General features: G+C 71.7%; 19 protein-coding genes and 1 pseudogene. 5 read left to right on the top strand and 15 right to left on the bottom strand.

Going from position 1 to position 25023, the window contains the following annotated elements:
• Positions 1-96 precede the first annotated feature (96 nt).
• From ABZ826_RS21510 to ABZ826_RS21470, 9 genes and pseudogenes are all read right to left on the bottom strand, one after another.
• Positions 97-708: a hypothetical protein gene (locus tag ABZ826_RS21510; RefSeq protein WP_361450436.1), complete on the bottom strand. Its 612-nt coding sequence runs from the start codon at positions 706-708 to the stop codon at positions 97-99.
• Positions 709-872: 164 nt separating this feature from the next.
• The gene (ahcY, locus tag ABZ826_RS21505; RefSeq protein WP_361450433.1) at positions 873-2330 is read right to left on the bottom strand and encodes an adenosylhomocysteinase; all 1458 of its coding nucleotides are present in this window, start codon (positions 2328-2330) and stop codon (positions 873-875) included.
• A gap of 331 nt (positions 2331-2661) precedes the next feature.
• Complete coding sequence (locus ABZ826_RS21500) at positions 2662-3672, bottom strand: cation diffusion facilitator family transporter (protein ID WP_361450430.1); 1011 nt, start codon at positions 3670-3672, stop codon at positions 2662-2664.
• 87 nt (positions 3673-3759) lie between these two features.
• Positions 3760-4941 (bottom strand): mannose-6-phosphate isomerase, class I, encoded by a 1182-nt coding sequence (gene manA / locus ABZ826_RS21495; protein ID WP_361450427.1) that lies wholly within the window; start codon positions 4939-4941, stop codon positions 3760-3762.
• A gap of 116 nt (positions 4942-5057) precedes the next feature.
• Complete coding sequence (locus ABZ826_RS21490) at positions 5058-6194, bottom strand: SIS domain-containing protein (RefSeq protein WP_361450424.1); 1137 nt, start codon at positions 6192-6194, stop codon at positions 5058-5060.
• A gap of 56 nt (positions 6195-6250) precedes the next feature.
• Positions 6251-6433 (bottom strand): Trm112 family protein, encoded by a 183-nt coding sequence (locus ABZ826_RS21485; protein ID WP_328894320.1) that lies wholly within the window; start codon positions 6431-6433, stop codon positions 6251-6253.
• A gap of 332 nt (positions 6434-6765) precedes the next feature.
• The gene (locus ABZ826_RS21480; RefSeq protein WP_361450421.1) at positions 6766-8139 is read right to left on the bottom strand and encodes a phosphomannomutase/phosphoglucomutase; all 1374 of its coding nucleotides are present in this window, start codon (positions 8137-8139) and stop codon (positions 6766-6768) included.
• A 216-nt stretch (positions 8140-8355) separates the two neighbouring features.
• Positions 8356-9394, bottom strand: a pseudogene (locus tag ABZ826_RS21475) (L-lactate permease); the annotation flags it as partial.
• 128 nt (positions 9395-9522) lie between these two features.
• Positions 9523-9900: a DUF3499 domain-containing protein gene (locus ABZ826_RS21470; protein WP_361450418.1), complete on the bottom strand. Its 378-nt coding sequence runs from the start codon at positions 9898-9900 to the stop codon at positions 9523-9525.
• Positions 9901-10222: 322 nt separating this feature from the next.
• Between ABZ826_RS21470 and ABZ826_RS21465 the strand changes: the two genes are divergently transcribed.
• Positions 10223-10651 (top strand): metallopeptidase family protein, encoded by a 429-nt coding sequence (locus ABZ826_RS21465; protein WP_361450415.1) that lies wholly within the window; start codon positions 10223-10225, stop codon positions 10649-10651.
• A gap of 75 nt (positions 10652-10726) precedes the next feature.
• Here the strand turns inward: ABZ826_RS21465 and ABZ826_RS21460 are convergent, their stop codons facing one another.
• The 3 genes from ABZ826_RS21460 to ABZ826_RS21450 all read right to left on the bottom strand — a co-directional run bounded on the left by ABZ826_RS21460 (position 10727) and on the right by ABZ826_RS21450 (position 16793).
• A complete protein-coding gene (locus tag ABZ826_RS21460) occupies positions 10727-12244 on the bottom strand; it encodes a DUF5719 family protein (protein WP_361450412.1) in 1518 nt (505 codons plus the stop codon).
• Complete coding sequence (locus ABZ826_RS21455) at positions 12241-16119, bottom strand: glycosyltransferase (protein WP_361450409.1); 3879 nt, start codon at positions 16117-16119, stop codon at positions 12241-12243. Before ABZ826_RS21455 ends, ABZ826_RS21460 begins: the two co-directional genes overlap by 4 nt.
• Positions 16120-16529: 410 nt before the next feature.
• Positions 16530-16793, bottom strand: a complete 264-nt coding sequence (locus ABZ826_RS21450) for a WhiB family transcriptional regulator (protein ID WP_003968728.1) — start codon at positions 16791-16793, stop codon at positions 16530-16532.
• Between the two features lie 701 nt (positions 16794-17494).
• On the opposite strand from ABZ826_RS21450, the gene ABZ826_RS21445 reads away from it, so the two are divergent.
• The 3 genes from ABZ826_RS21445 (at position 17495) to ABZ826_RS21435 (ending at position 20369) form a co-directional block, all read left to right on the top strand.
• A complete protein-coding gene (locus tag ABZ826_RS21445; protein WP_361450406.1) occupies positions 17495-17995 on the top strand; it encodes a cysteine dioxygenase family protein in 501 nt (166 codons plus the stop codon).
• Positions 17996-18087: 92 nt separating this feature from the next.
• Entirely contained in the window at positions 18088-19044 is a 957-nt protein-coding gene (gene cofD / locus ABZ826_RS21440) for a 2-phospho-L-lactate transferase (protein WP_361450403.1), read from the top strand.
• On the top strand, positions 19041-20369 hold the full coding sequence (locus ABZ826_RS21435) for a coenzyme F420-0:L-glutamate ligase (protein ID WP_361450400.1): 1329 nt from the start codon (positions 19041-19043) through the stop codon (positions 20367-20369). The genes cofD and ABZ826_RS21435 overlap by 4 nt, the downstream gene beginning before the upstream one ends.
• A gap of 24 nt (positions 20370-20393) precedes the next feature.
• Here the strand turns inward: ABZ826_RS21435 and ABZ826_RS21430 are convergent, their stop codons facing one another.
• From ABZ826_RS21430 to ABZ826_RS21420, 3 genes are all read right to left on the bottom strand, one after another.
• Positions 20394-21392 (bottom strand): DNA-3-methyladenine glycosylase 2 family protein, encoded by a 999-nt coding sequence (locus tag ABZ826_RS21430; RefSeq protein ID WP_361450397.1) that lies wholly within the window; start codon positions 21390-21392, stop codon positions 20394-20396.
• A 98-nt stretch (positions 21393-21490) separates the two neighbouring features.
• The gene (locus tag ABZ826_RS21425) at positions 21491-22582 is read right to left on the bottom strand and encodes an NDP-sugar synthase (protein ID WP_361450394.1); all 1092 of its coding nucleotides are present in this window, start codon (positions 22580-22582) and stop codon (positions 21491-21493) included.
• A gap of 123 nt (positions 22583-22705) precedes the next feature.
• Positions 22706-24046: an N-acetylmuramoyl-L-alanine amidase gene (locus ABZ826_RS21420; RefSeq protein WP_361450391.1), complete on the bottom strand. Its 1341-nt coding sequence runs from the start codon at positions 24044-24046 to the stop codon at positions 22706-22708.
• 137 nt (positions 24047-24183) lie between these two features.
• Between ABZ826_RS21420 and ABZ826_RS21415 the strand changes: the two genes are divergently transcribed.
• Positions 24184-24936 carry a TIGR03089 family protein gene (locus tag ABZ826_RS21415; RefSeq protein ID WP_361450388.1) on the top strand — a complete coding sequence of 251 codons (753 nt, stop codon included), beginning with the start codon at positions 24184-24186 and terminating at the stop codon, positions 24934-24936.
• The last annotated feature ends 87 nt before the right edge of the window (positions 24937-25023 follow it).

Below are 25023 nucleotides of genomic sequence, written 5' to 3'. Positions count from 1 at the left end.
CGCGTTCCTCCTCAGACAACACCAGCTCGGCCATCGGCCGCCCCATCTTCGCCATGGAAGCAGTCTACTTATTCAACGAATTCTCGGCGCAGGACACTAGGTCGGTGATGGTGGGGATTCCAGGTCTTCGAGCTCGATGCCGGGCGCCGAGAGGACCACGTCGCCGGCGATGTGCACGGTGTGCTGTTCGCCGGTGTCCAGGGCGCTGACCCGGTATTCGTCCACCGTCAGAGGGCCGTTGTCAGTGGCGTGCGCTTCACTGTTCACCAGGGCCCAGGACTGGTCGACGGTACGGGGGGCGAGGACGGGGTCCGTGAAGGCGACCAGGCGGACGCGGGTCGCGGGGGAAGCTGAGGTGAGGCGCAGCAGCCGTGCGGTCGCGATGAGGAATGCGGGGGATGTGCCGGTGAAGGCGTGGGCGCGCACATTGCCTTCGGTGGCGTGAGTGCCGGTCGGGTCGGTACGGACCCAGGTGACGCCTTCCAGGGCGGCGCCGCGGACCTGCCAGCTCGCGGCGTGGAGTTCGAGGCGGATGGGGCGGCCCAGTTCGTCGAGGGTGAGGTCGACGGAACTGAGGTGGTCGCCGGAAGGGGTGGTGGTCCGGGAGACGTAGCGCCAGCCGGAGGGACCGGGGGCGCACTGGAAGTGTTCTTCGCCGAGGAGGGAGTGATCGTGGAGATCGTGGAGCGAATATCGGCCGCGGGGCATGGGGTCCTTCGAGGTTCCTCGGGCTGAGCGGGTGCGGTACGGCGCAGGCCCCCGACACGGGGGTGCGGGGGCCTGCGCTGGTAGCTGCTGCTGAGGCTGTTCCGTCTGTCAGCGGCCGGTCGTCACTGACCGGTGGTGACGTGCACGGTCGCTGACGGGCGGGATCAGTAGCGGTAGTGGTCCGGCTTGTACGGGCCTTCGACCTCGACACCGATGTAGGCGGCCTGCTCGGGGCGGAGCGTCGTCAGCTTCACGCCGAGCGCGTCGAGGTGGAGACGGGCGACCTTCTCGTCCAGGTGCTTGGGCAGCACGTAGACATCGGTCGGGTACTCCTCGGGCTTGGTGTACAGCTCGATCTGGGCCAGGGTCTGGTCCGCGAAGGAGTTGGACATCACGAACGACGGGTGGCCGGTGGCGTTGCCCAGGTTCAGCAGGCGGCCCTCGGACAGCACGATGAGGACCTTGCCGTCGGGGAACGTCCACGTGTGGACCTGCGGCTTGACCTCGTCCTTGACGATGCCGCCGATCTTCGCCAGGCCGGCCATGTCGATCTCGTTGTCGAAGTGACCGATGTTCCCGACGATGGCCTGGTGCTTCATCTTGGCCATGTCCGTGGCCATGATGATGTCCTTGTTGCCCGTGGTGGTGACGAAGATGTCGGCCTTGTCGACGACCTCGTCGAGCGTGGTCACCTGGTAGCCGTCCATCGCCGCCTGCAGCGCGCAGATCGGGTCGACCTCGGTGATGATCACGCGGGCGCCCTGGCCGCGCAGCGACTCCGCGCAGCCCTTGCCGACGTCGCCGTAGCCACAGACGACCGCGGTCTTACCGCCGATGAGGGTGTCGGTGGCGCGGTTGATGCCGTCGATCAGGGAGTGGCGGCAGCCGTACTTGTTGTCGAACTTGGACTTGGTGACGGCGTCGTTGACGTTGATCGCCGGGAAGAGGAGGGTGCCGTCGCGGTGCATCTCGTAGAGCCGGTGCACACCGGTCGTGGTCTCTTCGGTGACGCCGCGGATCTCGGACGCCAGCTGGGTCCACTTCTGCGGGGACTCGCCGAGGGTGCGGTTCAGCAGGGTGAGGATGTGGCCGTACTCCTCGCTGTCCGCGGTCGACGGGTCCGGGGCCGCACCGGCCTTCTCGAACTCGACGCCCTTGTGGACGAGGAGCGTGGCGTCACCACCGTCGTCGAGGATCATGTTCGGGCCGCCCGTGGGGGTGTTCGGCCAGGTCAGAGCCTGCTCCGTGCACCACCAGTACTCTTCGAGCGTCTCGCCCTTCCAGGCGAAGACCGGGACGCCCGCGGGGGCGTCCGGGGTGCCGTTCGGGCCCACGGCAATGGCCGCGGCGGCGTGGTCCTGGGTGGAGAAGATGTTGCAGGAGGCCCAGCGGACCTCGGCGCCGAGGGCGACCAGGGTCTCGATCAGCACGGCCGTCTGCACGGTCATGTGCAGCGAACCGGTGATGCGCGCGCCGGCCAGCGGCTGCGCGGCGGCGTACTCCTTGCGGATCGACATCAGGCCGGGCATCTCGTGCTCGGCGAGGGTGATCTCCTTGCGACCGAACGCCGCGAGGGAGAGGTCGGCGACCTTGAAGTCCTGGCGATTGGCGACCGTTGTCATAACGGGCTGCTCCTCGTGATGGGTGTCGAGGTGGGCACGGCTGGCTCTGCGGCACCGGACATACGAATGCCCGAGTACTCGCAGCACAGTCCGTCGGAGGCCCTCTCTCCCTCGGCCGGTCCGCGCGTACGGACCGATCGACCGCCATCAGCAGCGACGTCTGACACTGGCATCGAATCTACACCGATCGGCCCAGTCGCTCCCAGCCCGCCCGGACGGGCGGGAGTGGGGAACGGATACCTGGGCGGGCGGGAGGGCGGGCCGAAAGGCTGGTGGGAGAGCTGGTGCGAGGGTGGCCGGGAGGGGGGTCGGAGAATGTGCGTGGGTGCGTTCAGTGGCCGGAATGCGTCGGGGTGTCCGAGGACCCGTCGGGAGTCGGGGCGGGAGATCCGCCCGGGGCCTTGCCGGGGTTGGTGCCGGCTGCGGCGGCCGCCTCGCTGTAGATGTCCGGTTCCAGGTAGATGACCCGGGCGATCGGGACGGCTGCGCGGATACGGGTCTCGGCGGCGTTGATGGCGTTGGCCACTTCGGTGGCCGTGTCGTCGTGCTGCACCGCGATCTTGGCGGCGACCAGCAGTTCTTCCGGGCCGAGGTGGAGCGTACGCATGTGGATGATGCCGGTGACCGTGTCACCGTCGACGACCGCGGCCTTGATCTTCTCGACCTGGTCGGCTCCGGCGGCCTCGCCGAGCAGCAAGGACTTCGTCTCGGCGGCGAGGACGATCGCGATGGCGATCAGCAGGACGCCGATGCAGAGGGTGCCGATGCCGTCCCAGACGCCGTTGCCGGTCGCGAGGGCCAGGCCGACGCCCGCGAGGGCGAGCACCAAGCCGATCAGTGCGCCGAAGTCCTCCAGGAGCACGACGGGGAGTTCGGGGGCCTTCGCGCGGCGGATGAACTCCTTCCAGGAGAGCGATCCGCGGGTCTCGTTGGACTCCTTGATGGCCGTACGGAAGGAGAAGCCCTCGGCGATGACCGCGAAGACCAGTACGCCGACCGGCCAGTACCAGGCCTCGATCTCGTGCGGGTGCTTGATCTTCTCGTAGCCCTCGTACACCGCGAACATGCCACCGACCGAGAACAGCACGATGGAGACGAGGAAGGCGTAGATGTAGCGCTCGCGGCCGTAGCCGAAGGGGTGCTGGGGGGTGGCCTCGCGCTGGGCCTTCTTACCGCCGAGCAGCAGCAGTCCCTGGTTACCCGAGTCGGCGACCGAGTGGACGCTCTCCGCGAGCATCGACGACGAGCCACTGAACAGGAACGCCACGAATTTGGCCACTGCGATCGCGAGGTTGGCGCCGAGTGCCGCCACGATCGCCTTGGTTCCGCCTGACGCACTCATGGGTGCCTGGTGTCCCTTCTTCGGTGCTGCGGCCCTGGCGCCGCGGTACGGCCGGACATTGTTGCAGCCGTTCGTGCGGACGGTACGTCAGACCACCACGGTCGCGCGGAACAGAGTTCCCGTACCGGACACTTCGACCTTCTCGCCGGAGGGTACGAACACCGAGGCGCCGGGGGTGAGACCGAGCCTGCCCGCCGTCGGGGCGCCCGCGGTGCAGAGCAGGATCTGCGGGGTGTCCCTGGTCAGTTCGACGGGGTCCGCGCCGGGCGACAGGTCGAAGCGCGAGAGCCGGAATTCGTCCACGGGCGTCTCGTACAGCTCCTCGCCGGACGGGGACGCTTCGGGGCGCAGGACACCGGGGTCGGTCGCCTCGAAGCGGACGATGCGCAGGAGCTCGGGGACGTCGATGTGTTTGGGCGTGAGTCCGCAGCGCAGCACGTTGTCCGAGTTGGCCATGATCTCGACGCCGAGGCCGTCCAGGTACGCGTGCGGGACTCCGGCGCCGAGGAAGAGTGCTTCGCCGGGCTGGAGTTCCACATGGTTCAGCAGCATCGCCGCGAGGACACCGGGGTCGCCGGGGAAGTGGTGGGCGATCCGGGCGTACGGGGCGTGGGCGCCGCCGAGGCGTTCGGCGGCGGCGGCTGCCCGGTTCACCGTTTCGGCCATTTCCGTCGGGTCGGCGCTGAGGATCGCGGTGAGGACCTCGCGCAGGGCCGCCTCTTCGGGGTGGGCGCCGAGGAGGTCGACGTAGGGCTTGAGGGAGTCGACGCCGAGTGCGGCCATCGCCTCGGCCGCCTCGGTGGGCCTGCGGAAGCCGCACAGGCCGGCGAAGGGGGTGAGCGCGCAGATCAGCTCGGGCTTGTGGTTGGCGTCCTTGTACGTGCGGTGGGGTGCGTCGATCGGGACGGACCGGCGCTCCTCGTCCTCGTAACCTCGCCTCGCCTGTGCGAGGTCGGGGTGGACCTGGAGGGAGAGGGGTGCGCCGGCGGCGAGCAGTTTGAGGAGGAAGGGCAGGCGGGGGCCGAATTTCTCGACGGTGGCCCGGCCCAGTTCGCGCTCAGCGTCTGCGGCGATGACCTCGGTGAGGGCCTGTTCGTGGCCGGCCTCTCCGGTGCCGGTTATGCGGGTGAGGCGGGAGGGGGCTCCGGGGTGGGCGCCCATCCACATCTCGGCCTGGGGTTCCCCGGTGGGGGCGACGCCGAGCAGCTCGGGGATGGCGGTGATGGAGCCCCAGGCGTAAGGGCGCACGGTGTTGGAGAGCCGGTCCATGGGTTCGTCCTTGTGAGATGCGTGGATCGGGGGTGGTGGTGCAGGTGGGCTTGGCGGGGTGGGGCGGCGCGGGTCCGGTGGGGATGGGGTGTGCGGTGCCGGACCGGCTCGGGTGTTCAGGCGCGGGCTGCCGACGCGAGTGCCAGGTAGACGGCGGCGAAGTCGGTGACCGCGAGGAGTTCGGCCAGGGCTTCGAGCTCGGTGCCCTCGTCCGGTTCGAGTTCGCTGATCGCCGTGTCGTGGCCGAGGGCCAGTTCGCGGGCGGCGGGGCCAGCGCTCAGTCCGCTGGTGGGACGGTCGCGGAGCAGTACGACGCGGGCGTGCAGCGCCTCCGGCTCCTCGACCCGGTCGCGGAAGAAGTCGTCGGGGTCGGCACCGGCGGCGAAGGTGCCCGCCAGCAGCGCGCCGTGGGCGGGAAGCGCCTCGGGAAGTTCGGCGGCGAGGGCCGGGCGGCCGGACAGCTCGGCCAGGACCGCGGCGAATCTGCGGCCGACCGGGGCCGCCGCGTCGCCCTCCGTCCAGATGAGGGGCAGGCTGTCGGCGAGCTCGGCGGCGAGGGTCTTGGCCGGATTGCTGTACGTGGCGATGGCCGGACCGCAGCGTTCCGCGGTGCGGTCCAGGCGGTCGGCGACACTCTGCAGTGCCTCGGCGGACGCGGTGACCAGGCCCACCCGGTCGAGCAGTGCGAGCAGCGGGGTGAACAGGGCCCAGAGCGTGCCGGGTCCCGCCGCGGACGTCTCGGCGTCGTACTCGCCGTGCGGGGCGGTGGCCATCGGTACGACGAGTCCGTGCGCCCCGTCGATCGCCTCGCGCAACGGTGACTGACGAGGGGCGACGGCGACGACGCTGCAGCCGCGGCGGTACGCCTGTTCGGCGAGGAGGGAGAGGCCGGGCTCGGAACCGTCGGCCGTGACGATCAGCAGCAGGTCCACGGAGCCGGCCCAGCCGGGAAGCGTCCAGCGCAGCGCGCCCGCGGCGGGTGCGACCCCGGTGGGTTGGATACGGGTGACGGGCGCGGAGGCTCCCGCCAGGGCGGTGATCAGGTCGGCCACGCCGGACGCGGCGGTGCCGGAGCCCGCGACGAGTACGGCGCGGGGGCGGCCTTCCGGGTTCAGCGCGGCGATCCCGGCCTCCGCCGCGTGCCGGGCGGCGGTGCGGACCCGGGCCCCGGCCTCGGCGGCGCCGCGGAGCAGGCCGCGGCGGTCGGCTCGGGCCAGGGCTTCCGGGGCGTCGAGCAGCGACTCGTCGAGCATGGGGACGGTCCTCCGATCACATGCTGATCACCGTGCGGGTTCGGGCACGAATGCCGTTACGCGGGGCGACGGGCCTCGTCGACGAGGAGGACGGGGATGCCGTCCCGTACCGGGTAGGCCAGACCGCAGTCCTTGCCGGTGCAGATCAGCTCGGGGCTGTCGGCTGCCGACCGGTCGTCGAGCGGAGAGTGACAGGCCGGGCAGGCGAGGATCTCCAGAAGGCCGGCTTCGAGCGGCATGGGGTGAGTCCCTTCAAGCATTCGAACAAGCGGTTCGGGTTCACACGGATCAGGCGACGTCAGCCTACCGCCGGGGTACGGGGGACGCGGGCCGGGGCGAGGCGGGGTCGGCGAGCGTGGGGGCGCGGTGCGGGCTCGGCCGGTGGGGCGGCGGTTCGGGGCGGGGAGGTGTCCGCGCGACGCCGCAGGGCAGGCCGATCGGCGCCGCCCAGCAGGTCGGAATCGCTCGACCGGGTCGGATCCCTCGCCCCCGGACTCCCTCGGCAAAGCTCGTCCCCGTCCGGTCGGGTCTCGCCCTACGCGGCCCGGGACCCGTCCGGCCGGGTCCCGCCCTAAGCGGCCCGTGACCGGACCAGGGCCAGGACCTCGTCCCGGATCGCCGTCATTGTCCGCTCGTCGCGGGCCTCGACGTTCAGGCGCAGCAGGGGTTCCGTATTGGAGGCGCGGAGGTTGAACCACCAGTCCGGGCCCATGACCGTCAGGCCGTCCAGATCGTCGGTCGTCACGCCGTCGCGGGGTGCGAAGGAATCGCGTACCGCCGCCGTGCGTCCTGGCTGGTCGGCGACGGTGGAGTTGATTTCGCCGGACCCGGTGTAGCGGTCGTACTGGGCGACCAGTTCCGACAGGGTGCCCGGCTGGCCCCCGAGCGCGGCCAGGACGTGAAGCGCGGCGAGCATGCCCGTATCGGCGTTCCAGAAGTCGCGGAAGTAGTAGTGCGCGGAGTGCTCGCCGCCGAAGATCGCACCGTGCTCGGCCATCTCCGCCTTGATGAAGGAGTGGCCCACACGGGTGCGGACCGGCGTTCCGCCGTTCTCGCGGACGACCTCGGGGACGGAGAGCGAGGTGATCAGGTTGTGGATGACGGTGCCCCTGCCGCCGTTGCGGGCGAGTTCGCGCGCCGCGACCAGGGCCGTGATCGCGGACGGGGAGACGCCCGCACCCCGCTCATCGACGACGAAGCAGCGGTCGGCGTCGCCGTCGAAGGCGAGGCCCAGGTCCGCCTCCTCGGCCACGACCCGGGCCTGGAGGTCGACGAGGTTCTTCGGGTCGAGGGGGTTGGCCTCATGGTTGGGGAAGGTGCCGTCGAGCTCGAAGTACATCGGTACGAGGTCCACGGGCAGGTTCGCGAAGACGGTGGGGACGGTGTGGCCGCCCATGCCGTTGCCCGCGTCGACGACGACCTTCAGCGGGCGGATCGATGCGAGGTCGACCAGGGACAGCAGGTGCGCGGCGTAGTCGGGGAGCGTCTCGCGTTCGGTGAGGGTGCCCGGGGTGACGGCGGGCCGCGGCACGCCGGTCTCGGACCACTTCTCGACCAGGGCGCGGATCTCGCCGAGCCCGGTGTCCTGGCCCACGGGTGCGGCGCCCGCCCGGCAGAGCTTGATGCCGTTGTACCGCGCCGGGTTGTGGGAAGCGGTGAACATGGCGCCGGGGAGGCCGAGGCTGCCCGACGCGAAGTACAGCTGGTCGGTCGAGCAGAGACCGATCATGGTGACGTCCGCGCCGCGCGCCGCCGCGCCGCGCGCGAAGGCTGCCGCGAGGCCGGGCGACGAGGGCCGCATGTCGTGGCCGATCACGATCGCGTCAGCGTCCGTCACCTCGACGAACGCGGCCCCGAACTGCTCGGCCAGCGACTCGTCCCACTGGTCGGGCACCACCCCGCGCACGTCGTACGCCTTCACGATCTGCGACAGATCAGCAGCCACGGGCCGGTCCTCCTGAGATTTCTTCGGACCGCCCAAACTACCCGGCGGCCGCTCGGGGAACCTCGGGGCCTTGTGGCTGTACGCCCGGTGGCCTCCCCACGCCCATGGTGACCGGGGCGGGCGGCTGCCGCTCCCCGGAGACCTGGGGTCCTTCGTTCGGGAAGCACGCCGTTGCCGCTCCGTCCCGTTCGGCGGGCGGAGCGGGAGCCGGGTCGATCAGGGCAGCATCCAGCCCAGCACCGCCGTGCTCTGTGCCAGGACGATCAGGCACATTACAAGCAGCAGTCCCAGGCTCCACGGCAGCACCTTGCGCAACAGGTGTCCCTCGCGTCCGGCCAGGCCGACCGGCGCCCGCCGCCGCCACGAACTGGCCGATCGTGGCGGCCTGGCCGGAGAGGTTCATGACGTACGCGAGTGCCAGTACGGAGGTCACCGTAAGGATCGCGTACCGCAGTTCACGCACCGTTCCCGTCCACTCGCGCGCCGCGTCGCGGGGCCGTACGCCGAGCACCGCGGCGGTGATCGGACCGGCCAGCAGCACGAGGGTGCCACCGGTGGCGATGACCGGGAGCGTGAAGAGGTTGGCACCGACCGGTTTGGCCGCCGGGTCGGCGACGTCGAGGAACGGCCAGTCGAACAGCCGCGTCGCCTCGGCCAGCGGTTTCTTGACCGGCGGGACCTGGGCGAGCGAGAAGACGGCGACGATGAGGGCGTACGGGGCGTAGGCGCGCAGCACTTCGCGGTGCGGGTCCTCGTGGTCGAGGTCCTCGCTCCGTACGCCCGTCAGAACGGCTGCCCGTACCGGTTCCTCGGCCGGCCTGCGTGCCGTGGGGACGGCCATCAGCGCCGCCGCCCCCACGAGCGCGGCGGCGATGTCCGCGAGTTGGGCGGAGACGTAGTCGGAGGCGGCGAACTGGGCCGCGGCGAAGGCGGCCCCGCAGATGAGTGCGGGCAGCCAGGTCTCGCGCAGCCCGCGCCTTCCATCCACCAGGAGGACCAGGATCAGAGGTACGAGGAGGGCGAGGAGCGGGGTCTGGCGGCCCACGACGGAGGCCACGTCGTCCAGCGGCAGACCGGTGACCTGGGCGAGCGTCACCACGGGGGTGCCCATGGCGCCGAACGCGACGGGGGCGGTGTCGGCCACGAGCGAGACGACGGCCGCCTTCACCGGATCGAAGCCGAGTGCCACTCGCATCACGGACGAGATCGCGACCGGTGCCCCGAATCCGGCGAGGGCTTCCAGGAGCGCGCCGAAGGGCACTTCTCACGCATGGGAAAAGGTCATGTCCGCGACACATTTGGCAATGACTCGTACGCGAAAACGTGAACGGGAAACGAGAGAGAGGGGGAGTCTCGTGCGAGGCGTGCCGCGGCACGCCGCACTCAGGAGTCCGGTGAGCGCAGCACCCGCAGATGGCCGCGGCGTGCCACCTCCATCGGATCCGCGGCCTGCGGGCCGTCGCCCCTGCCGTCGGGGCCGCGGTCGTGCGGCCGCGCCGCTTCCCGTACGGCGTTGGCGAGCGCTTCGAGGTCGTCGCCGCTGGGGCTCGTAGGAGCGGAGGGGTCGGAGAGCCTGACGACTTCCCAGCCGCGTGGTGCGGTCAGCCGCTCACTGTGCTCGGCACAGAGGTCGTAGCAGTGGGGCTCGGCGTAGGTGGCGAGCGGGCCGAGGACCGCAGTCGAGTCGGCATAGACGTACGTCAGTGTCGCGACGGCAGGGCGGCCGCACGCGGTGCGCGAACAGCGACGTACAGGGCTCACGATGTTGGACGGTACCGCACTCTTGAGCGGGCTGCGACGACTCTCCCTCAGCTCACCCCTCCGTGTCGCCCCATCACCTCCGGCCCAAGCGTCTTCCGGACAGGCCTCCTGACCTGCGACGGAACAGAGAAGCGCAGGTCGTACCAGCAACGATTCCGGTCACCACTCGGCACAAAAGCTGTCATTCAGCAGGAGATCAACGGTCAGGAGCTGGGCCGGAAACGAGCTCCCGCTTGGCCGGATTGTTCAGGATTGGACAGGCCGACGCCCTGTCAGCGAGCGGCGATCCGGCCGCCCCGTGGAGGGTTACCCTGCGTCAGTGATGGACAGTCCCGTACCGCCCCACCCGTCCGAGCCGCGCCCGCGTCGTCGTGACCGCCATGGCCGCGGCATGCGCGGACCCGTCGCCCCGCCCCAGGTGCCGCTCTCGGTCAGCCGGGCGGAGAACTTCCGTGATCTCGTGCAGGACTCGGTGGAACGGCTGGAGCGGCGCTGGCCGCAGCTGGCCGATGTCGACTTCATGGTGCTCGATGTGCCGGGGCCGCAGGAGGAGACCGTGCCGCTGGGGCGCGCGGTCTCCGCGGAGAAGGGCCGGCCCGCGCAGATCGTCGTCTACCGGCGGCCCGTCGAGATCCGTACCAAGAACCGCGACGAGCGCGCCCTGCTGGTGCACGAGGTCGTGGTGGAGCAGGTCGCGGAGCTGCTCGGGCTCTCACCGGAGTCGGTGGATCCGCGGTACGGGCAGGAGTAGAACCGGCCACCCGGGCAGGGCGACCGGTTCCGCCGGGGCCGTCCGCTGTCCGATCGAAGGCCGCCCGACAGGCTCTCAGTCGTCCAGGACAGCCAGGTCCTGGACGGCCGCGGGCACCTCCACCGTTGCTCCGTCGTCCGGCAGGGTCTGCACGGTGAACATCTGGACGCCGTTCCGCGGAATGCTCAGCGTGCGCGCGGCGTACACCGGGCCGCCCGACTCCGTCCGGACCGTCAGCGCGTAGCCGCCCTTGAGCCCCGACGGTACGGGCGGGGTGACCGCGAGCGTCGTACGGCCCTTGACCGTGTACGTCTTGACGACCTGTTCGCCGCCCTCGCTGCCCGCGGAGGCGGTGACCTTCACGGTGGCGCCGGCGCCCGGTGCGACGAGCGAGAGCGTGGATCCCGTGGCCCGGTTGTCGGCCACGGTCGCCTGGGCGCCCACCGGGCCGGTCGCCGGGATGTAGCCGACCTCCTGCCCGGAGCCCTTGCCGCGGACCACGCGCAGTGCGGCCACCACCGGGGTGGACTTCCCGCTCCGGACCGGGGTCAGCAGCAGGGAGCCGGCCTCGCCCCTGGTGACGTCCTTCAGGTCGATGCCCGCGGTCATCCTCGACTTGACGTGGAGGTTCTCGTGCCCGACCGGGGAGATCGCCCCGTTCTTGCCGAGCAGTTTCACCGTCAGATCGGCGTCGTCGTCGCTGGGTGCGAAGGCCACCAGGCGGACCGAGGTGGCGTCCGCGGGGATACCGGGGAGCACCAGGGTGCCCGAGGGGTCGGCGGAGGCGGCCAGCCAGTCGCTGCCGGTCTCCTCGTCCGAGGTCCTGACGACCGCGCCGACACGCCCGGTACGGGTGGTGACGTGGACGGTCACGTCCTCGGCCGCCTCGCTGGTCAGCGTGGAGATCAGGACCGGGACACTGGACCGGGCGGGCACCGTGATGCCCTCGCCCACGTCGGACTTGAGGCTGCCGTCCGGACCGTACAGCTCGATGTCGGCGACGGCTGCGGTGTCGTCGGGGTTGGTGAGGTGGACGTAGTCCTCGCGGGACTTCGCGGTGCTCGCGGCCGGGAACCAGAAGTCGGTGTCGGGCACGGTGCAGCTGACGCCGAGCAGACCGCGGCCGCTGCCCGCCTCGACGGTCGTGGTCTGCTGAGCGGTCCAGCCGGGGGCCAGACGGCCGGTGGCGGTACCGACCAGCGCGGGGGCGCCGGCACCGGACGCGTCGGCGGTGGCGGGTTTGCCGGGTTCCTTGAGGGAGACGACCGGCTTGCCGGAATCCGCCTTCTTCTTGTCCTTCTTGTCCTTGCCCGCGTCCTTGCCCGTGGCGTCCGCGGCCGTGGACTGCTTCAGTTCGGCCGTACCGGCTTCACCGCCGCCGCTGCCCGTCGGGGTGAAGGACGTGTACGTCGTCTCCGCGAGGTCCGAGAGACCGGGCGCCGGGCAGAGCAGGCTGGACCGCTCGACGGGCAGTCGCGTGGCGGTCTTCGCCTCCGTCGTGCCCCCGTCGCCGGGCACGGTGACCGCGGCGAATCCGGTGACGGCGGCGAGGGCGACGGTGCCCGCGATGAGGGACAGGCTGGTGGACTTCACTCGGACTCGCCTCGCGATGCGTTACCGGTCGGCCACGGGTTCTGGCCCGGGGCGTTCTCGTCGGGGTTCTGCGGGTCGTACTGGTTCTGCCGGCCGTAAGGGGCCTGGGGGTCGTACGGGGCCTGGGGGTCGTACGGGACCTGCGGGTCGTACTGCTGGGTCTGCGCGGCGTACGGGGCCTGCGGGTCGTACGACTGCTGCTGTTGCTGTTGTGCGTAGCCGTACGGGTCGTAGGCCTGGTGCTGGTACGGGTCGGCGGTCGCCGGGTGATCCTGCTGCGTGCCGTACTGGCCGTCCTGGTACTGCTGCTCGCCCTGGTACTGCTGGTAGTCGGCGCCCTGGGACTGCGGCGCGCCCCATTCGCCGTACTGCTGCTGCGGCACCGCCGCGTACTGGCCGCTGTCGGCCGCGTCGAAGGCATCCTGGCCGCTGTCGGACTGCGCGGCGAAGACGTCCTGGCCACTGTCGGGGTGCGGCGGCTGCGGCTCGGCCGTCTGCTGTGCGGGAATGTGCTCACCCGCCTGCTCCGCCGGGACGTACTCCCCCACCGTCTCCGGTGCCTCCTCGGCATGTCCGTTCCCGGCCGGTTCCGACGCGGCCTCGGCCTCGGCCTGGACGGCCGCCCGGAGCCTGCGCGCCCGGCGTCCCTCTCCCGCGACCGGCTCCGCCGGAACCGTCGTGGCCTCCTCGGGCAGGTCGTCGTCGATCTCCCGGCGGCGGCCCGGAAGGGCGAGGACCAGCAGGACCACGGCCAGCGCGGTCTGGGCCCAGACCCAGGCGGTGTGGGTGATCGGGGTGTTGTACGTGAGGTCCAGCGTGCCGCCCTCGGTGGGAAGCTCGAAGCCCTGGGCCCAGCCGTCGACGGTCTTCCGGGTCAGGGCCCGGCCGTTGAGCGTCGCCTCCCAGCCGGGATCGGCGGCGTCGGCGATCCGCAGCGTCCGGCCGGAGCCGCCTGCCGGGATCTTGGTGTGTGCCTCGACGGGGAGGGAGCCCACGGGCAGCTGTTCACCGTCGGTGCCGGAGGGGACGATCATGATCCGGGCGACCTGCCGGTCGACGCGCCACAGCGCACTGCCGTCCAGCTGACTGAGCCGGCTGAGCCCCGGGGTGGCGTCGAGGACTCGGCTCATCTCCTTCGGAGCGCCGTCCCGCACCAGTACGTAACGGATCGCGAAGCCGCCGAGCTGGCTGCCCTGGTCGGCACCGGAGCCCGCGACCAGATTGGCGACGACCTTGTCGAGGTGGCTGTTGCTGCCGCCCGCCTCGACCAGTTCGGCGTCGCCGAGCCGCGCACCGGAGCCGCGGACCAGGGTGTACGACACGCTGGCGGACGAGGTGCCGCCGAGGACCAGGGTGCGCGGCTGGTCGCGGGTGGTGCTCTCCTCCGCGACGAAAGCGGGCACCTGCACCGGGTCGCGGCGCTCCAGCGGGCCCGCGGCGCCGCCGATCATCCAGCCCGCGACGGCCAGCACCGGGGCGAGGCCCGCGGCGACGGCGATCAGTGCGGCGACGGGCTGGCGCCAGCCGAAGCTGAGCTCGGCCACACGGACCCGGGCGCCGTCCGCGCCGACCAGCGCGGCGGCGATCAGCGCGATGCCGTAGACGAGGGTGGCGGGGCCCGCCCAGCCCGAGCCATTGGCGAGAGCGGCGAAGACCAGCCCCACGAGCGCGACGGCCCACGCGGTGCGTACCGCGAACTGCCGCTCCCCGCGCAGCAGCGCGGCCAGCGCGGCGAACACGATGCCGAGCAGCAGCACGCCGCCCGCGGCCTTGGGGCCACCGGGGCTGATGCCGAGCAGATCGAGGGCCGAGGCCGTGCCCGTACCGATGTCCAGGCCCGCCTCCTTCAGGAACGCGGACGGGTCGGCGAGGAGCGAGAGCGACCAGGGCGCGAGAACCAGCAGTGGTGTGCCGATCGTCGCGAGGAAGCGGAGCCCGTACGCCGCGATGTCGTCGCGGCGCAGTGCGAGCACGCCGATGCCGAGGACCACGGCGAGCGGCCAGACGATGGGGGTGAAGGCCATCGCGAAGGTGAGGAGCAGGGTGTACGCCCAGGTGGCACGCCAGCTGCCGCGGGGGTCGCCACCGGCGCGCATGCCGTGCGCGGAGACGGCGGCACGGGCGATCAGCGGCAGCAGGACGGCCAGTACGGCGGTGCCGAGGCGGCCCGTCGCCAGGGCGCCGGTCGCCGCCGGCAGGAAGGCGTACGCGACGCTCGCCCAGGCCCGCAGCAGCCTCGATTGGAGCAGCGGCCGGGAGACGAAGTACGCGGTGAGTCCGGCGAGCGGGACCGAGCAGACCAGCAGCAGCGTGAGCGCGAAGCCGGTCGATCCGAGGAACAACGCGGACAGCACGGAGAGCACGGCGAGGTAGGGCGGCGCGGTCTGGGTGCCGCCCGTACCGACCGTGTGCCAGCCGTCCGCGTACCTGCCCCACAGGTCGGAGACGTCCGCGGGGGCCGGCAGCAGCGCACCGCCCGCGAGCGCCCCGCCGCCGAGCAGGCCGCGACAGGCGACGAGCGAGACGAGCAGCAGCACGGCGAAGAGCACCGGGCCCGGCTTGCGCCCGATCCGCTTCAGCCGCGCGAACTGCTCGATCTCCAGGAAGTCGGCGTCGTCACCGCCGGGGCCGGACTCCACGGCACCGTGCCGGGAGCCGCCCGAATCGGCGTCGGAGCCGCCGCCGAAGTTTCCGGCGACCTGGTCGACGGTGGCGCGGACGGTGGCGCCGGGCGGCGGGAAGAGTCCGCGCAGTTCGGTCTGGTCGACCGCACCCTTGCCCCGGCCGCGCCGGGCCGAGAGGATCCGTCCGGGGCGGAGCAGGGTGCCGAAGAGCCCGGCGACCTCGTCGAGGGCCTGGCCGGGCACCTTGCCGACGAGATAGGCGAGGGTACGCAGCAGCGTGCCGACGACGAGCCGGAGCAGCACCCAGGGCAGGACCTTGGCGCGTGCGTTGGCCAGCATCGTGTAGACAGCACCGGCCTTGTCGACGCGGTGCGGGGAGGCGACCGAGCGGCCGGCGCAGTCGATGGGGCGGCGCTCGCGGGCGGACGCCTCGGCGTGCCTGAGGACGGCGTCGGGGGCGACAAGCACCCGGTGTCCGGCGGTGTGGGCGCGCCAGCACAGATCGACGTCGTCACGCATCAGCGGGAGCCTGCGGTCGAACCCGCCGAGCTCCTCCCAGATGTCACGGCGGATCAGCATGCCCGCGGTGGAGACGGAGAGCACGGTACGGACCTGGTCGTGCTGTCCCTGGTCCTGCTCGCGCCGGTCGAGTCCGGTCCAGCGGCGACCGCTGTTGGCGATGGAGACGCCGACTTCGAGCAGTTGCTTGCGGTCGTACCAGCCACGGAGTTTGGGGCCGACGATCGCGGCGTGCGGGTCGGTGTCGACGACGCGCAGCAGCTCGGCGAGCGCGTCGGGCTCCGGTGCGCAGTCGTCGTGGAGCAGCCAGAGCCACTGCACGGGTTCGCCGTGCGGCAGGTCGGGCAGGTCGTACGCGTCGTCGCGCCAGGTCCTGCTGACGGGGTCCCAGCTGTCGGGGCGCTTGAGGTACGGCAGGTCCTCGGGGGTGAGGACGCCGGCCGTGCGGGTCGCCTCGTCGACGGCGGTGCCGAAGCTCGTACGGCGCGCGAGGTGCAGGACGCGTTCGGCGCCGAGCGCCTCGGTGACCAGCCGCGCGGAGTCGTCGGCGCTGCCGGTGTCGGCGGCGACGACGTTCTGTACGGGGCGTTCCTGCCCGAGCAGTCCCGCGAGCGCGTCGGGCAGCCAGCGTGCGCCGTCATGGGAGACGAGCACGGCGGTGACGACATGCCGGGGGAACTCTGGGGCGGCGGCGGCCGCGTACGGCGCCGTCGGTTGGCTGTGCACGGACATCGAGGTACGGGCCCTCCGGCCGGGTCCGGGGGGCGTCCCCCCGGGGGCTGCATCGGTGTACACGCGCGCTCCGTCGGGGCGTTGGCGCGTCTCGGACGGGGCCCCACACTAACGGTACGGACAACCACGATGGCGCCGAGCGGTTGAACGGGGGCGACCAGGAGGGGCCGCGGGCGCGGCTATGGCCCGTCGTCTGCGGGCGGGGTGCAGGCGGCGGGCCATGGTCGGTCGACGGGTCCGGTACGCGTTCCCACGCGCGTCCGGCGAATGGGTCGTGGTGATCCGGTGCGTGGTCCGGGCCTTCCTTTGTTCTGTTGTTCCGCTGTCACGCGTTCTGTTGTTCTGCTGTCACGGTGGTCCGCCTGCCGCGGGTCCGCTGTCGCGGCGGTCCGCTGTCGAGCGGTTCGCGGTCAGATGGCGGCCTTCTTCAGGCGGCGCCGTTCACGCTCGGAAAGGCCGCCCCAGATTCCGAACCGCTCGTCATTGGAAAGGGCGTACTCAAGGCACTCGGACCGGACTTCACAGGCGAGACAGACCTTCTTGGCCTCGCGGGTGGATCCGCCCTTCTCGGGAAAGAAGGACTCGGGATCGGTCTGGGCGCACAGCGCGCGCTCCTGCCAGCCGAGTTCCTCGTCCGCGTCCTCGACCAGCAGTTGCTGGAACAGCTCGGTCATGTGCGCCCCTCGTCTGTCTCTTGCGTCCCCGTGATGCAGCCGTTACTGATTGCGGCCGAACGACACGAGTGAAATTACAAGTGTGTATCTCCAGGCCAGTCAAGCGAAGATCTGCTATTGGCCCCGGTATTCACTCTGCGGAACCAAGGGTATGCGGAAAGTGTGCAAATCACCAAAAACCTGACATATGCCATGCGCCTCACCGCACCCCCTCTCTCACCGAGTGAGACGACCGGCCCCGCCTTCATGTTTCGATTCGATCACCTGAGCGACCAAGATCACAGTCGGGTCACGGGGCGCCAACGACGTTTACGGCCGCGGTCGATGCGCCACATCTCCGCCGCGATGACCGCACAAACCTTTCCCCCGGTCCAGTAACCGGATGAGGCGAAACATTACGCCCAAATAGGGCATCAGGTTGACAGTGGAGGATCGAGCCGGTCTCCTTGACTGCATGCCAGCGACCGCAGCGATGTACGCCACCCACGTCCGTGGGTTCCGCAGCGCTGTCCAGGCCCGCTGTTGCTGTTCCAGCTGTCACAGCTGTTGATGCCCCCAGGGCACCGGCTCTGATCCAGCTCCTCTCCGTCGAGCCCTCTCGCAGAGCGTCTCCTCAGACCTTTCCCTCTGCGCTTCCCCGGCTCTCCGGTCTTCGCGACACCCCGCACATGCACCCCCCATGCCGAGGAACCACCGCTTCCATGAACAGCGACAGCGACCTTCAGATCGCCGGCGACATCCTTGAGGTCCAGCACCTCCTCCAGCCGGCCCGCGAGCACCCCGCCACCGTGGCCGAGTTCGTCGGACTCGCCCGCTCCATCGCCGCCGACCGCGCGCAGTGGGCGCCGCTCGTCCGCTACGACACCACCACCCGCTGGTACCACCGGCTGCGCACCGGACCCGGATACGAGGTCTGGCTGCTCAGCTGGGTGCCGGGCCAGGGCACCGGCCGTCATGACCACGGCCTGTCCTCCGGTGTACTGACCGTCCTGGAAGGCCGGTTGACCGAGCACGCCGGACGCGGCGCGCGGACGCTGGAACCCGGCGCCCAGCGCGTCTTCGCACCCGGCTATGTGCACGAAGTGGTCAACGACTCCCTCGAACCGGCCGTCAGTCTGCACGTCTACTACCCGGGCCTGACCGAGATGCCGATGCACGCCGCGCAGTGCGCCCCGACGGCCGTGGATGCCGTACCCGCCTGACACCCCACAAAGCACAGGCTCCGCCTGGCAGCCCACCCGTTGCCCACCACCACCCCCACAAGGACCGGGCTCCGCCTGACAGACTGTTGAGCATGCGCATTGTGGTTCTGGCCGGCGGTATCGGTGGTGCTCGTTTTCTGCGTGGCCTCAAACAGGCCGCGCCCGACGCGGACATCACGGTCATCGGCAACACCGGCGACGACATCCATCTGTTCGGGCTGAAGGTCTGCCCCGATCTCGACACCGTGATGTACACCCTCGGCGGTGGCATCAACGAGGAGCAGGGCTGGGGGCGTGCGGACGAGAGCTTCCAGGTCAAGGAGGAGCTCGCGGCGTACGGTGTGGGACCCGAGTGGTTCGGGCTCGGCGACCGTGACTTCGCGACGCACATCGTCCGTACCCAGATGCTGGGCGCGGGCTATCCGCTGAGCGCCGTCACCGAGGCGCTGTGCGCGCGCTGGAAGCCGGGAGTACGGCTGCTGCCGATGTCCGACGACCGGGTCGAGACGCATGTCGCGGTCGACATCGACGGCGAGCGCAGGGCGATCCACTTCCAGGAGTACTGGGTGAAGCTGCGCGCCTCGGTCGAGGCGCAGGCGGTCGTGCCGGTCGGCGCCGAGCAGGCCAAGCCGGCGCCCGGCGTGCTGGAGGCCGTCGCCGAGGCCGACGTCATCCTCTTCCCGCCGTCCAACCCCGTCGTGTCGGTGGGGACCATTCTGGCCGTGCCCGGGATCCGGGAGGCGATCGCCGAGGCCGGGGTGCCGGTCGTCGGACTCTCCCCCATCGTCGGGGACGCGCCCGTGCGCGGCATGGCGGACAAAGTGCTCGCCGCGGTGGGCGTCGAGTCGACGGCGTCGGCCGTGGCCCGGCACTACGGCTCCGGGCTGCTCGACGGATGGCTCGTCGACACCGTGGACGCCGGGGCCGTCGACGAGGTCGAGGCCGCCGGCATCCGCTGCCGGGCGGTGCCGCTGATGATGACCGATGTCGACGCGACGGCGGAGATGGCCCGGCGTGCGCTGGCGCTGGCCGAGGAGGTACGGGCGTGAGCGCCGAGCACTCCGGTTCCGCTCCCGCACCTTCCTACCGCGTCTGGGCACTGCCCGGGATGCCCGAGGTGCGGGCCGGGGACGACCTGGCGAAGCTGATCGCCGCGACCGAACCGGGGCTGGCCGACGGCGATGTCCTGCTGGTCACCTCGAAGATCGTCTCCAAGGCGGAGGGCCGGATCGTCGAGGCCACCGACCGGGAGGCCGCGATCGACGCCGAGACGGTACGGGTGGTGGCGCGGCGTGGCGCGCTCCGGATCGTCGAGAACCGGCAGGGTCTGGTCATGGCCGCTGCCGGTGTCGACGCCTCGAACACCCCGGCCGGAACAGTGCTGTTGCTGCCCGAGGACCCCGACGGATCGGCGCGGGCGATCCGGGACGGGCTGCGGGACACCCTGGGCGTCGACGTCGGGGTCGTCGTCACGGACACCTTCGGGCGCCCGTGGCGCAACGGGCTGACCGATGTCGCGATCGGCGCGGCCGGGGTCCTGGTGCTGGACGATCTGCGCGGCGGTACGGACGCGTACGGCAATCCGCTCAGCGCGACGGTGGTCGCCACCGCCGATGAGCTGGCCTCGGCCGGTGACCTGGTCAAGGGCAAGGCCTCGGGACTGCCCGTCGCCGTGGTCCGGGGCCTCGGCCATGTCGTGGACCCGACGGATTCCGCGGGCGGGGCCCGTGCGATGGTGCGGGTCGCGGCCGACGACATGTTCCGGCTCGGTACCTCGGAGGCGGTACGGGAAGCGGTGACCCAGCGGCGCACGGTGCGCGAGTTCACCGACGAACCGGTGGATCCCGGGGCGGTGCGGCGGGCCGTGGCCGCGGCCGTGACGGCGCCCGCGCCGCATCACACGACGCCGTGGCGGTTCGTCCTGCTGGAGTCCGAGGAGGCCCGGACCCGGCTGCTCGACGCGATGCGGGAGGCGTGGATCGCCGACCTGCGCCGGGACGGCCGGAGCGAGGAGTCGGTCGCGAAGCGGGTGCGGCGGGGCGACGTGCTGCGCCGGGCGCCGTATCTGGTGGTGCCGTGCCTGGTGATGGACGGCTCCCACACGTACGGGGACACGCGGCGGGACACCGCGGAGCGCGAGATGTTCGTCGTCGCCGCGGGGGCCGGCATCCAGAACTTCCTGGTGGCGTTGGCGGGCGAGCGACTCGGCTCGGCCTGGGTGTCGTCGACGATGTTCTGCCGCGAGGTGGTGCGCGAGGTGCTGGAGCTGCCGGATTCGTGGGATCCGCTGGGGGCGGTCGCCGTGGGATGTCCGGCGAGCGCGCCTGTCGCGCGGGCGGGGCGGGACCCGGAGGGGTTCGTCACGGTGCGGTGAGGCGGGGGCGGGGGCGTCTCCCCGTCACAGGCGGGCGATGTCGCCCCGGGTCATGCGCGGGGCCCGGCGGGGCGGGGTGCGGCCCGAGAGCAGGATGAGTCGGGTCGCCCGGTGGCGCTGGCCCTCGTAGGGGGCGAGCAGGGCCAGCATCTCCTCGTCGTCGGCGTCCCGGTTGCCCGCCAGCGCGTGACCGACGATGCCGGGGAGGTGGAGATCGCCGACCGTCACCGCGTCGGCCGCGCCGTTCGACCGCTGGAGGGTCTCGGCCGAGGTCCAGGGACCGATGCCCGGGATCAGTTCCAGGCGGGCCATGGCCTGAGGGAGTTCCATGGCCGCCGCCTCCTCCAGGCGGCGGGCCACCCGTACCGCGCGCAGGATCGTGGCCGAGCGTGTGGAGTCGACGCCCGCGCGGTGCCATTCCCAGGACGGGATCAGCGACCAGGTGCGGGCGTCCGGCATGACGTGCAGGCCGAGAGCGGTGAACGCGGCGTGGTCCGTGGGGCCGGGCGCCGGGGTGCCGTGCCCACGGACCAGGTGACGCCAGGCCCGGTACGCCTCGTCCGTGGTGACCTTCTGTTCGAGGATCGACGGAATCAGGGACTCCATGACCAGTCCGGTGCGCAGCAGGCGCAGGCCGGGGCGGCTGTGCCGGGTCAGGGCGAGCAGCCGGTGGCGCGGGCGGAAGGCGTCCGGGTCGTCCGTGGCGCCGAGCAGCGTGGGGAGCCGGTCCAGCAGCCAGGACGCGCCCGGTCCCCAGGCCGTCGCCTCGATCCGGCCGTCCCGGGCCGTGACGCGGAGGGTGCCGGGGCCGGCGGGTGTGCGGCCGGTCCGCCAGACCGCGCCGTCCGGGGTCATCCGGAACGTGGGGTCGGCGGGGCCGCGGCGCAGCGGCCCGAGGACCAGGCGCAGGTCGAGCGGGCCGGGCGGGGTCCAGTCGCGGGTCAGCGCGTCCGTCGCCGGAGCCGCCGCCTGGTGCGGGACGGCCGCGCGAGAGGCGCTGCGGGGTGCGAATCGTCCTGCCACGGTGAGGTCCTCGGTCGTCAGGGGTGCCTGTCGAGGGTAACGGCTTCCCGTGGGGGCCATGAGCGCATCGGCGGCTGCGCGGCGGACCGTTCGCCGCGCTACTCGTCGGACGAGAAGCGCACCGCCGCGTCCGGCAGGACCGCCCCACACCAGACGCGGATGCCGTCGCGCAGTTCGTTGTCGGCGCCGATCCGGGCCCCGTCCCCGATGACCGCGCCCTCCATCACCGTACGGCTGCCGATCCTGGCACCGGCTCCGACCAGTGAGTCCGTGATCACGGCCCCCGGTTCGACGACCGCGCCGGCCAGGACCGCCGAACCCACGATCCGGGCCCCCGCGCCGATCAGCGCGCCCTCGCCGATGACCGTACCGCCGCCGAGTTTGGCGTCGGCCGCCACGGAGGCCGTCGGCAGGACGAGCCGGTCGCCGCAGCGCCCGGGGACGGCCGGGGACGGGGCGCGGCCCAGGACCAGGTCGGCGGAGCCGCGCACGAAGGCCTGCGGGGTGCCGAGGTCCAGCCAGTACGTGGAGTCGACCATGCCCTGGAGGTGCGCGCCGGAGGCGAGCAGTCCGGGGAAGGTCTCGCGCTCGACGGAGACCGGCCGGCCGGCCGGGATGGTGTCGATGACCCGACGGCGGAAGATGTACGCCCCCGCGTTGATCTGGTCGGTGACGATCTCCTCGGGCGTCTCGGGCTTCTCCAGGAACGCGGTGACCCTGCCGTCGGCGTCCGTCGGCACGAGACCGAAGGCGCGCGGGTCCTCGACCCGGGTGAGATGGAGGGAGACATCCGCTCCGGAGACGGTGTGCGAGGCGACCAGCGCCTGGATGTCGAGGCCGGTGAGGATGTCGCCGTTGAAGATGAGCACCGGTTCGTCGGGCCCGGAGGTGAGCCGGGAGGCGACGTTGCGTATCGCTCCGCCGGTGCCGAGCGGCTCGCGTTCGGTGACGTACTCGATGTGCAGACCGAGCGACGAACCGTCCCCGAAGTACGGTTCGAAGACCTCCGCCAGATACGACGTCGCGAGCACGATGTGCTCGACCCCGGCGGCTCGCGCACGTGCCAGCTGGTGCGTGAGGAACGGGACGCCCGCCGCCGGAACCATGGGTTTGGGGGTGTGCACCGTGAGCGGGCGCAGCCGCGTTCCCTTGCCGCCGACCAGGAGGATCGCTTCTCTTGCCTCTGTCACAGCGCTGACTCTGCTTCCTGGTGGGGCCCGGCCGGTTTCGGCTGGCCAGTGTATGCAGTCCGGTTCGGCCCGGTTCGGCCGTCCCCGGTCAGCGGCCCGCGGTGGTCTCTCACGGTGATCCGGTCAGCGGCCCTGCAGACGGGCGGAACTGGTCCGGGCCGATCCGAGCTTCTTGTAGAGACGCGCTCCGGGGCATTCGGTTGCGAAGCCGTCCCGATGGCCGGAGATGACGTTGAGTGTGGCCTTCGTGCCCTTCTTGAACTTGTTCCCGCCGGCGGAGACGAGCGTGGTCCTGCCGCTCGGATCGGCTCCGAACAGGCCGAGTTTCCAGGCGGTGAGCTTCGCGATGGCGTTCACCGCGGAGGCCGACGGGTTCGACCCGGTGAAGGTACCGAGCACCGCGATGCCCATGCTGTTGGCGTTGAAGCCGCGCGTGTGCGCTCCGAGGACGGGCTTCGTCACGCCGCCCGCGCGTCCTTCGTAGATGTTTCCGCACTTGTCGACGGCGAAGTTGTAGCCGATGTCCCGCCAGCCGCTGCTCTTGACGTGGTAGCGGTAGATGCCACGCAGGACGGCGGGTGCCTGGGAGCACGTGTAGTTGTTGCCCGTGGCGCTGTGGTGGATGAACGCGGCCTTGACGGTCTTGGTGTACACGAAGGAGCGCTCCCTGAGTTTCTCGTCGGCGCCCCAGCCCTTGCGGGTGATGATGCGCGGCCGGGGTCCGATGTACGGCTGGGCACCGGGGGTGAGCCCGGCCTCCGCCTCGCCGCGCGCCTCGGACTCCGCCTTGCTCAGGGCGGGGAGCACGCGGCCGTCGAGCGCTGTGGTGCGGCTGTCCTCGGCGTCGCCGGAGGACTCGGAACCCGCCGCGGGGACCTGCTGCGGGTCCTTGCCGGGGTCGACGAGTTCGAGGCGCAGACCGGCGGGCAGCGGTGCGGCGGAGTCGGTCCGGTCCTGCGGATCGGGCGTCTTGGAACGTACGCGGACCGAGACGCCGTCCGATTCGCCGACCCAGAGCGGAGCGGTGGAGCCGCGGACGGTGCCGGATTCGCGCTCGGTGGTCCCGGGGTCGGCGGCGTGCTCGGCGTTGTGCGTCTCCAGGTCCTGCCAGTCGGACCAGCGGGCGGTGCCGAGGGCTCGGGTACGGACCTGGACGGTGCCGTGGAGTTCGGTGTCCGGGTCGTCCCAGACGACGCCGACCAGGGAGAAGGAGCGGACGTCACGTTCGAGCAGCCCCTGTTCGGCGGCCGCGGTGGTCCGGGTGGGTTCGCCGGTGGTCTCGTCGGACGGTGCCGACAGGGGCGACAACGGCAGTGACTGCGTCGAGCCCGGGGTGTCGGAGGGCTCGGCGGACCCGGCGGGGGCGGTGGAGGTGTCCGGGGCGGCGCTCGCGGGCGCGGCCAGCGGCAGTACGAGTACCGCCGCGCAGGTGACACCGATCGAGGATGCAAGGAAGGAACGCATACGAATGATCCTGGGCACACTGTGACAACTCCGGCTACCGGGGTGTCCCCGCACAATTGACGGGCCGTCTGGCCAACCGGTGTACCCGGCGCCCGCCGATCCCGCCCGGCCCGGCGCCGCCGCGTACCCTTGCGCGGATGAACGCCACCGACCGCACCCCCGCCGACCTGCTGCGTTCCGCGCTCGCCGCGGATCCGGCCCGCCCCTTGGTCACTTTCTACGACGACGCCACCGGAGAACGCGTCGAACTGTCGGTGGCCACCTTCGCCAATTGGGTGGCCAAGACCGCCAATCTCCTGCAGGGCGATCTCGCCGCGGAACCCGGCGACCGGCTTGCCCTGCTGCTGCCCGCGCACTGGCAGTCCGCGGTCTGGCTGCTGGCGTGTTCCTCGGTCGGTGTGATCGCCGATGTGCAGGGCGATCCGGCCGGCGCCGATCTCGTCGTCAGCGGTCCGGACACGCTGGAGGCCGCGCGCGCCTGCCGCGGCGAGCGGGTCGCCCTGGCGCTGCGCCCGCTCGGCGGCAGGTTCCCGCAGGCGCCCGGGGGCTTCGCGGACTACGCGGTCGAGGTGCCGGGCCAGGGCGACCGGTTCGCCCCGTTCGCGCCGGTGGACCCGGACGCTCCCGCGCTCGTGGTGGGCGGGGTCGAGCTGACGGCGGCGGAACTGGTGGCGCGGGCCCACGAGGACGCGGCCGGTCTCGGGCTGGCCGCCGGGTCGCGGCTGCTGACGGGCCGTACGTACGACACCTGGGAAGGCCTGAGCGCGGGGCTGTTCGCGCCGCTGGCCGCCGGGGGGTCCGTGGTCCTGTGCCGGCACCTGGGGCAGCTGGGCGAGGACGGTCTGGCGAAGCGCGTCGAAAGTGAACGGGTCACCAACACCGCGGTATGACAGGCGCCCTGAGGACCACTCGTCCGGCCCATAGCGGGCCGAGTCCTCGGGGCTGCGCGTCAACTCCGGTACATGATCGGCGGTACA

Source organism: Streptomyces sp. NPDC047515 (assembly GCF_040643055.1).
Lineage (GTDB): Bacteria > Actinomycetota > Actinomycetes > Streptomycetales > Streptomycetaceae > Streptomyces.
Note: the sequence above shows the minus strand (reverse complement) of the source record. Positions and strands in the feature narration are given on the sequence as shown.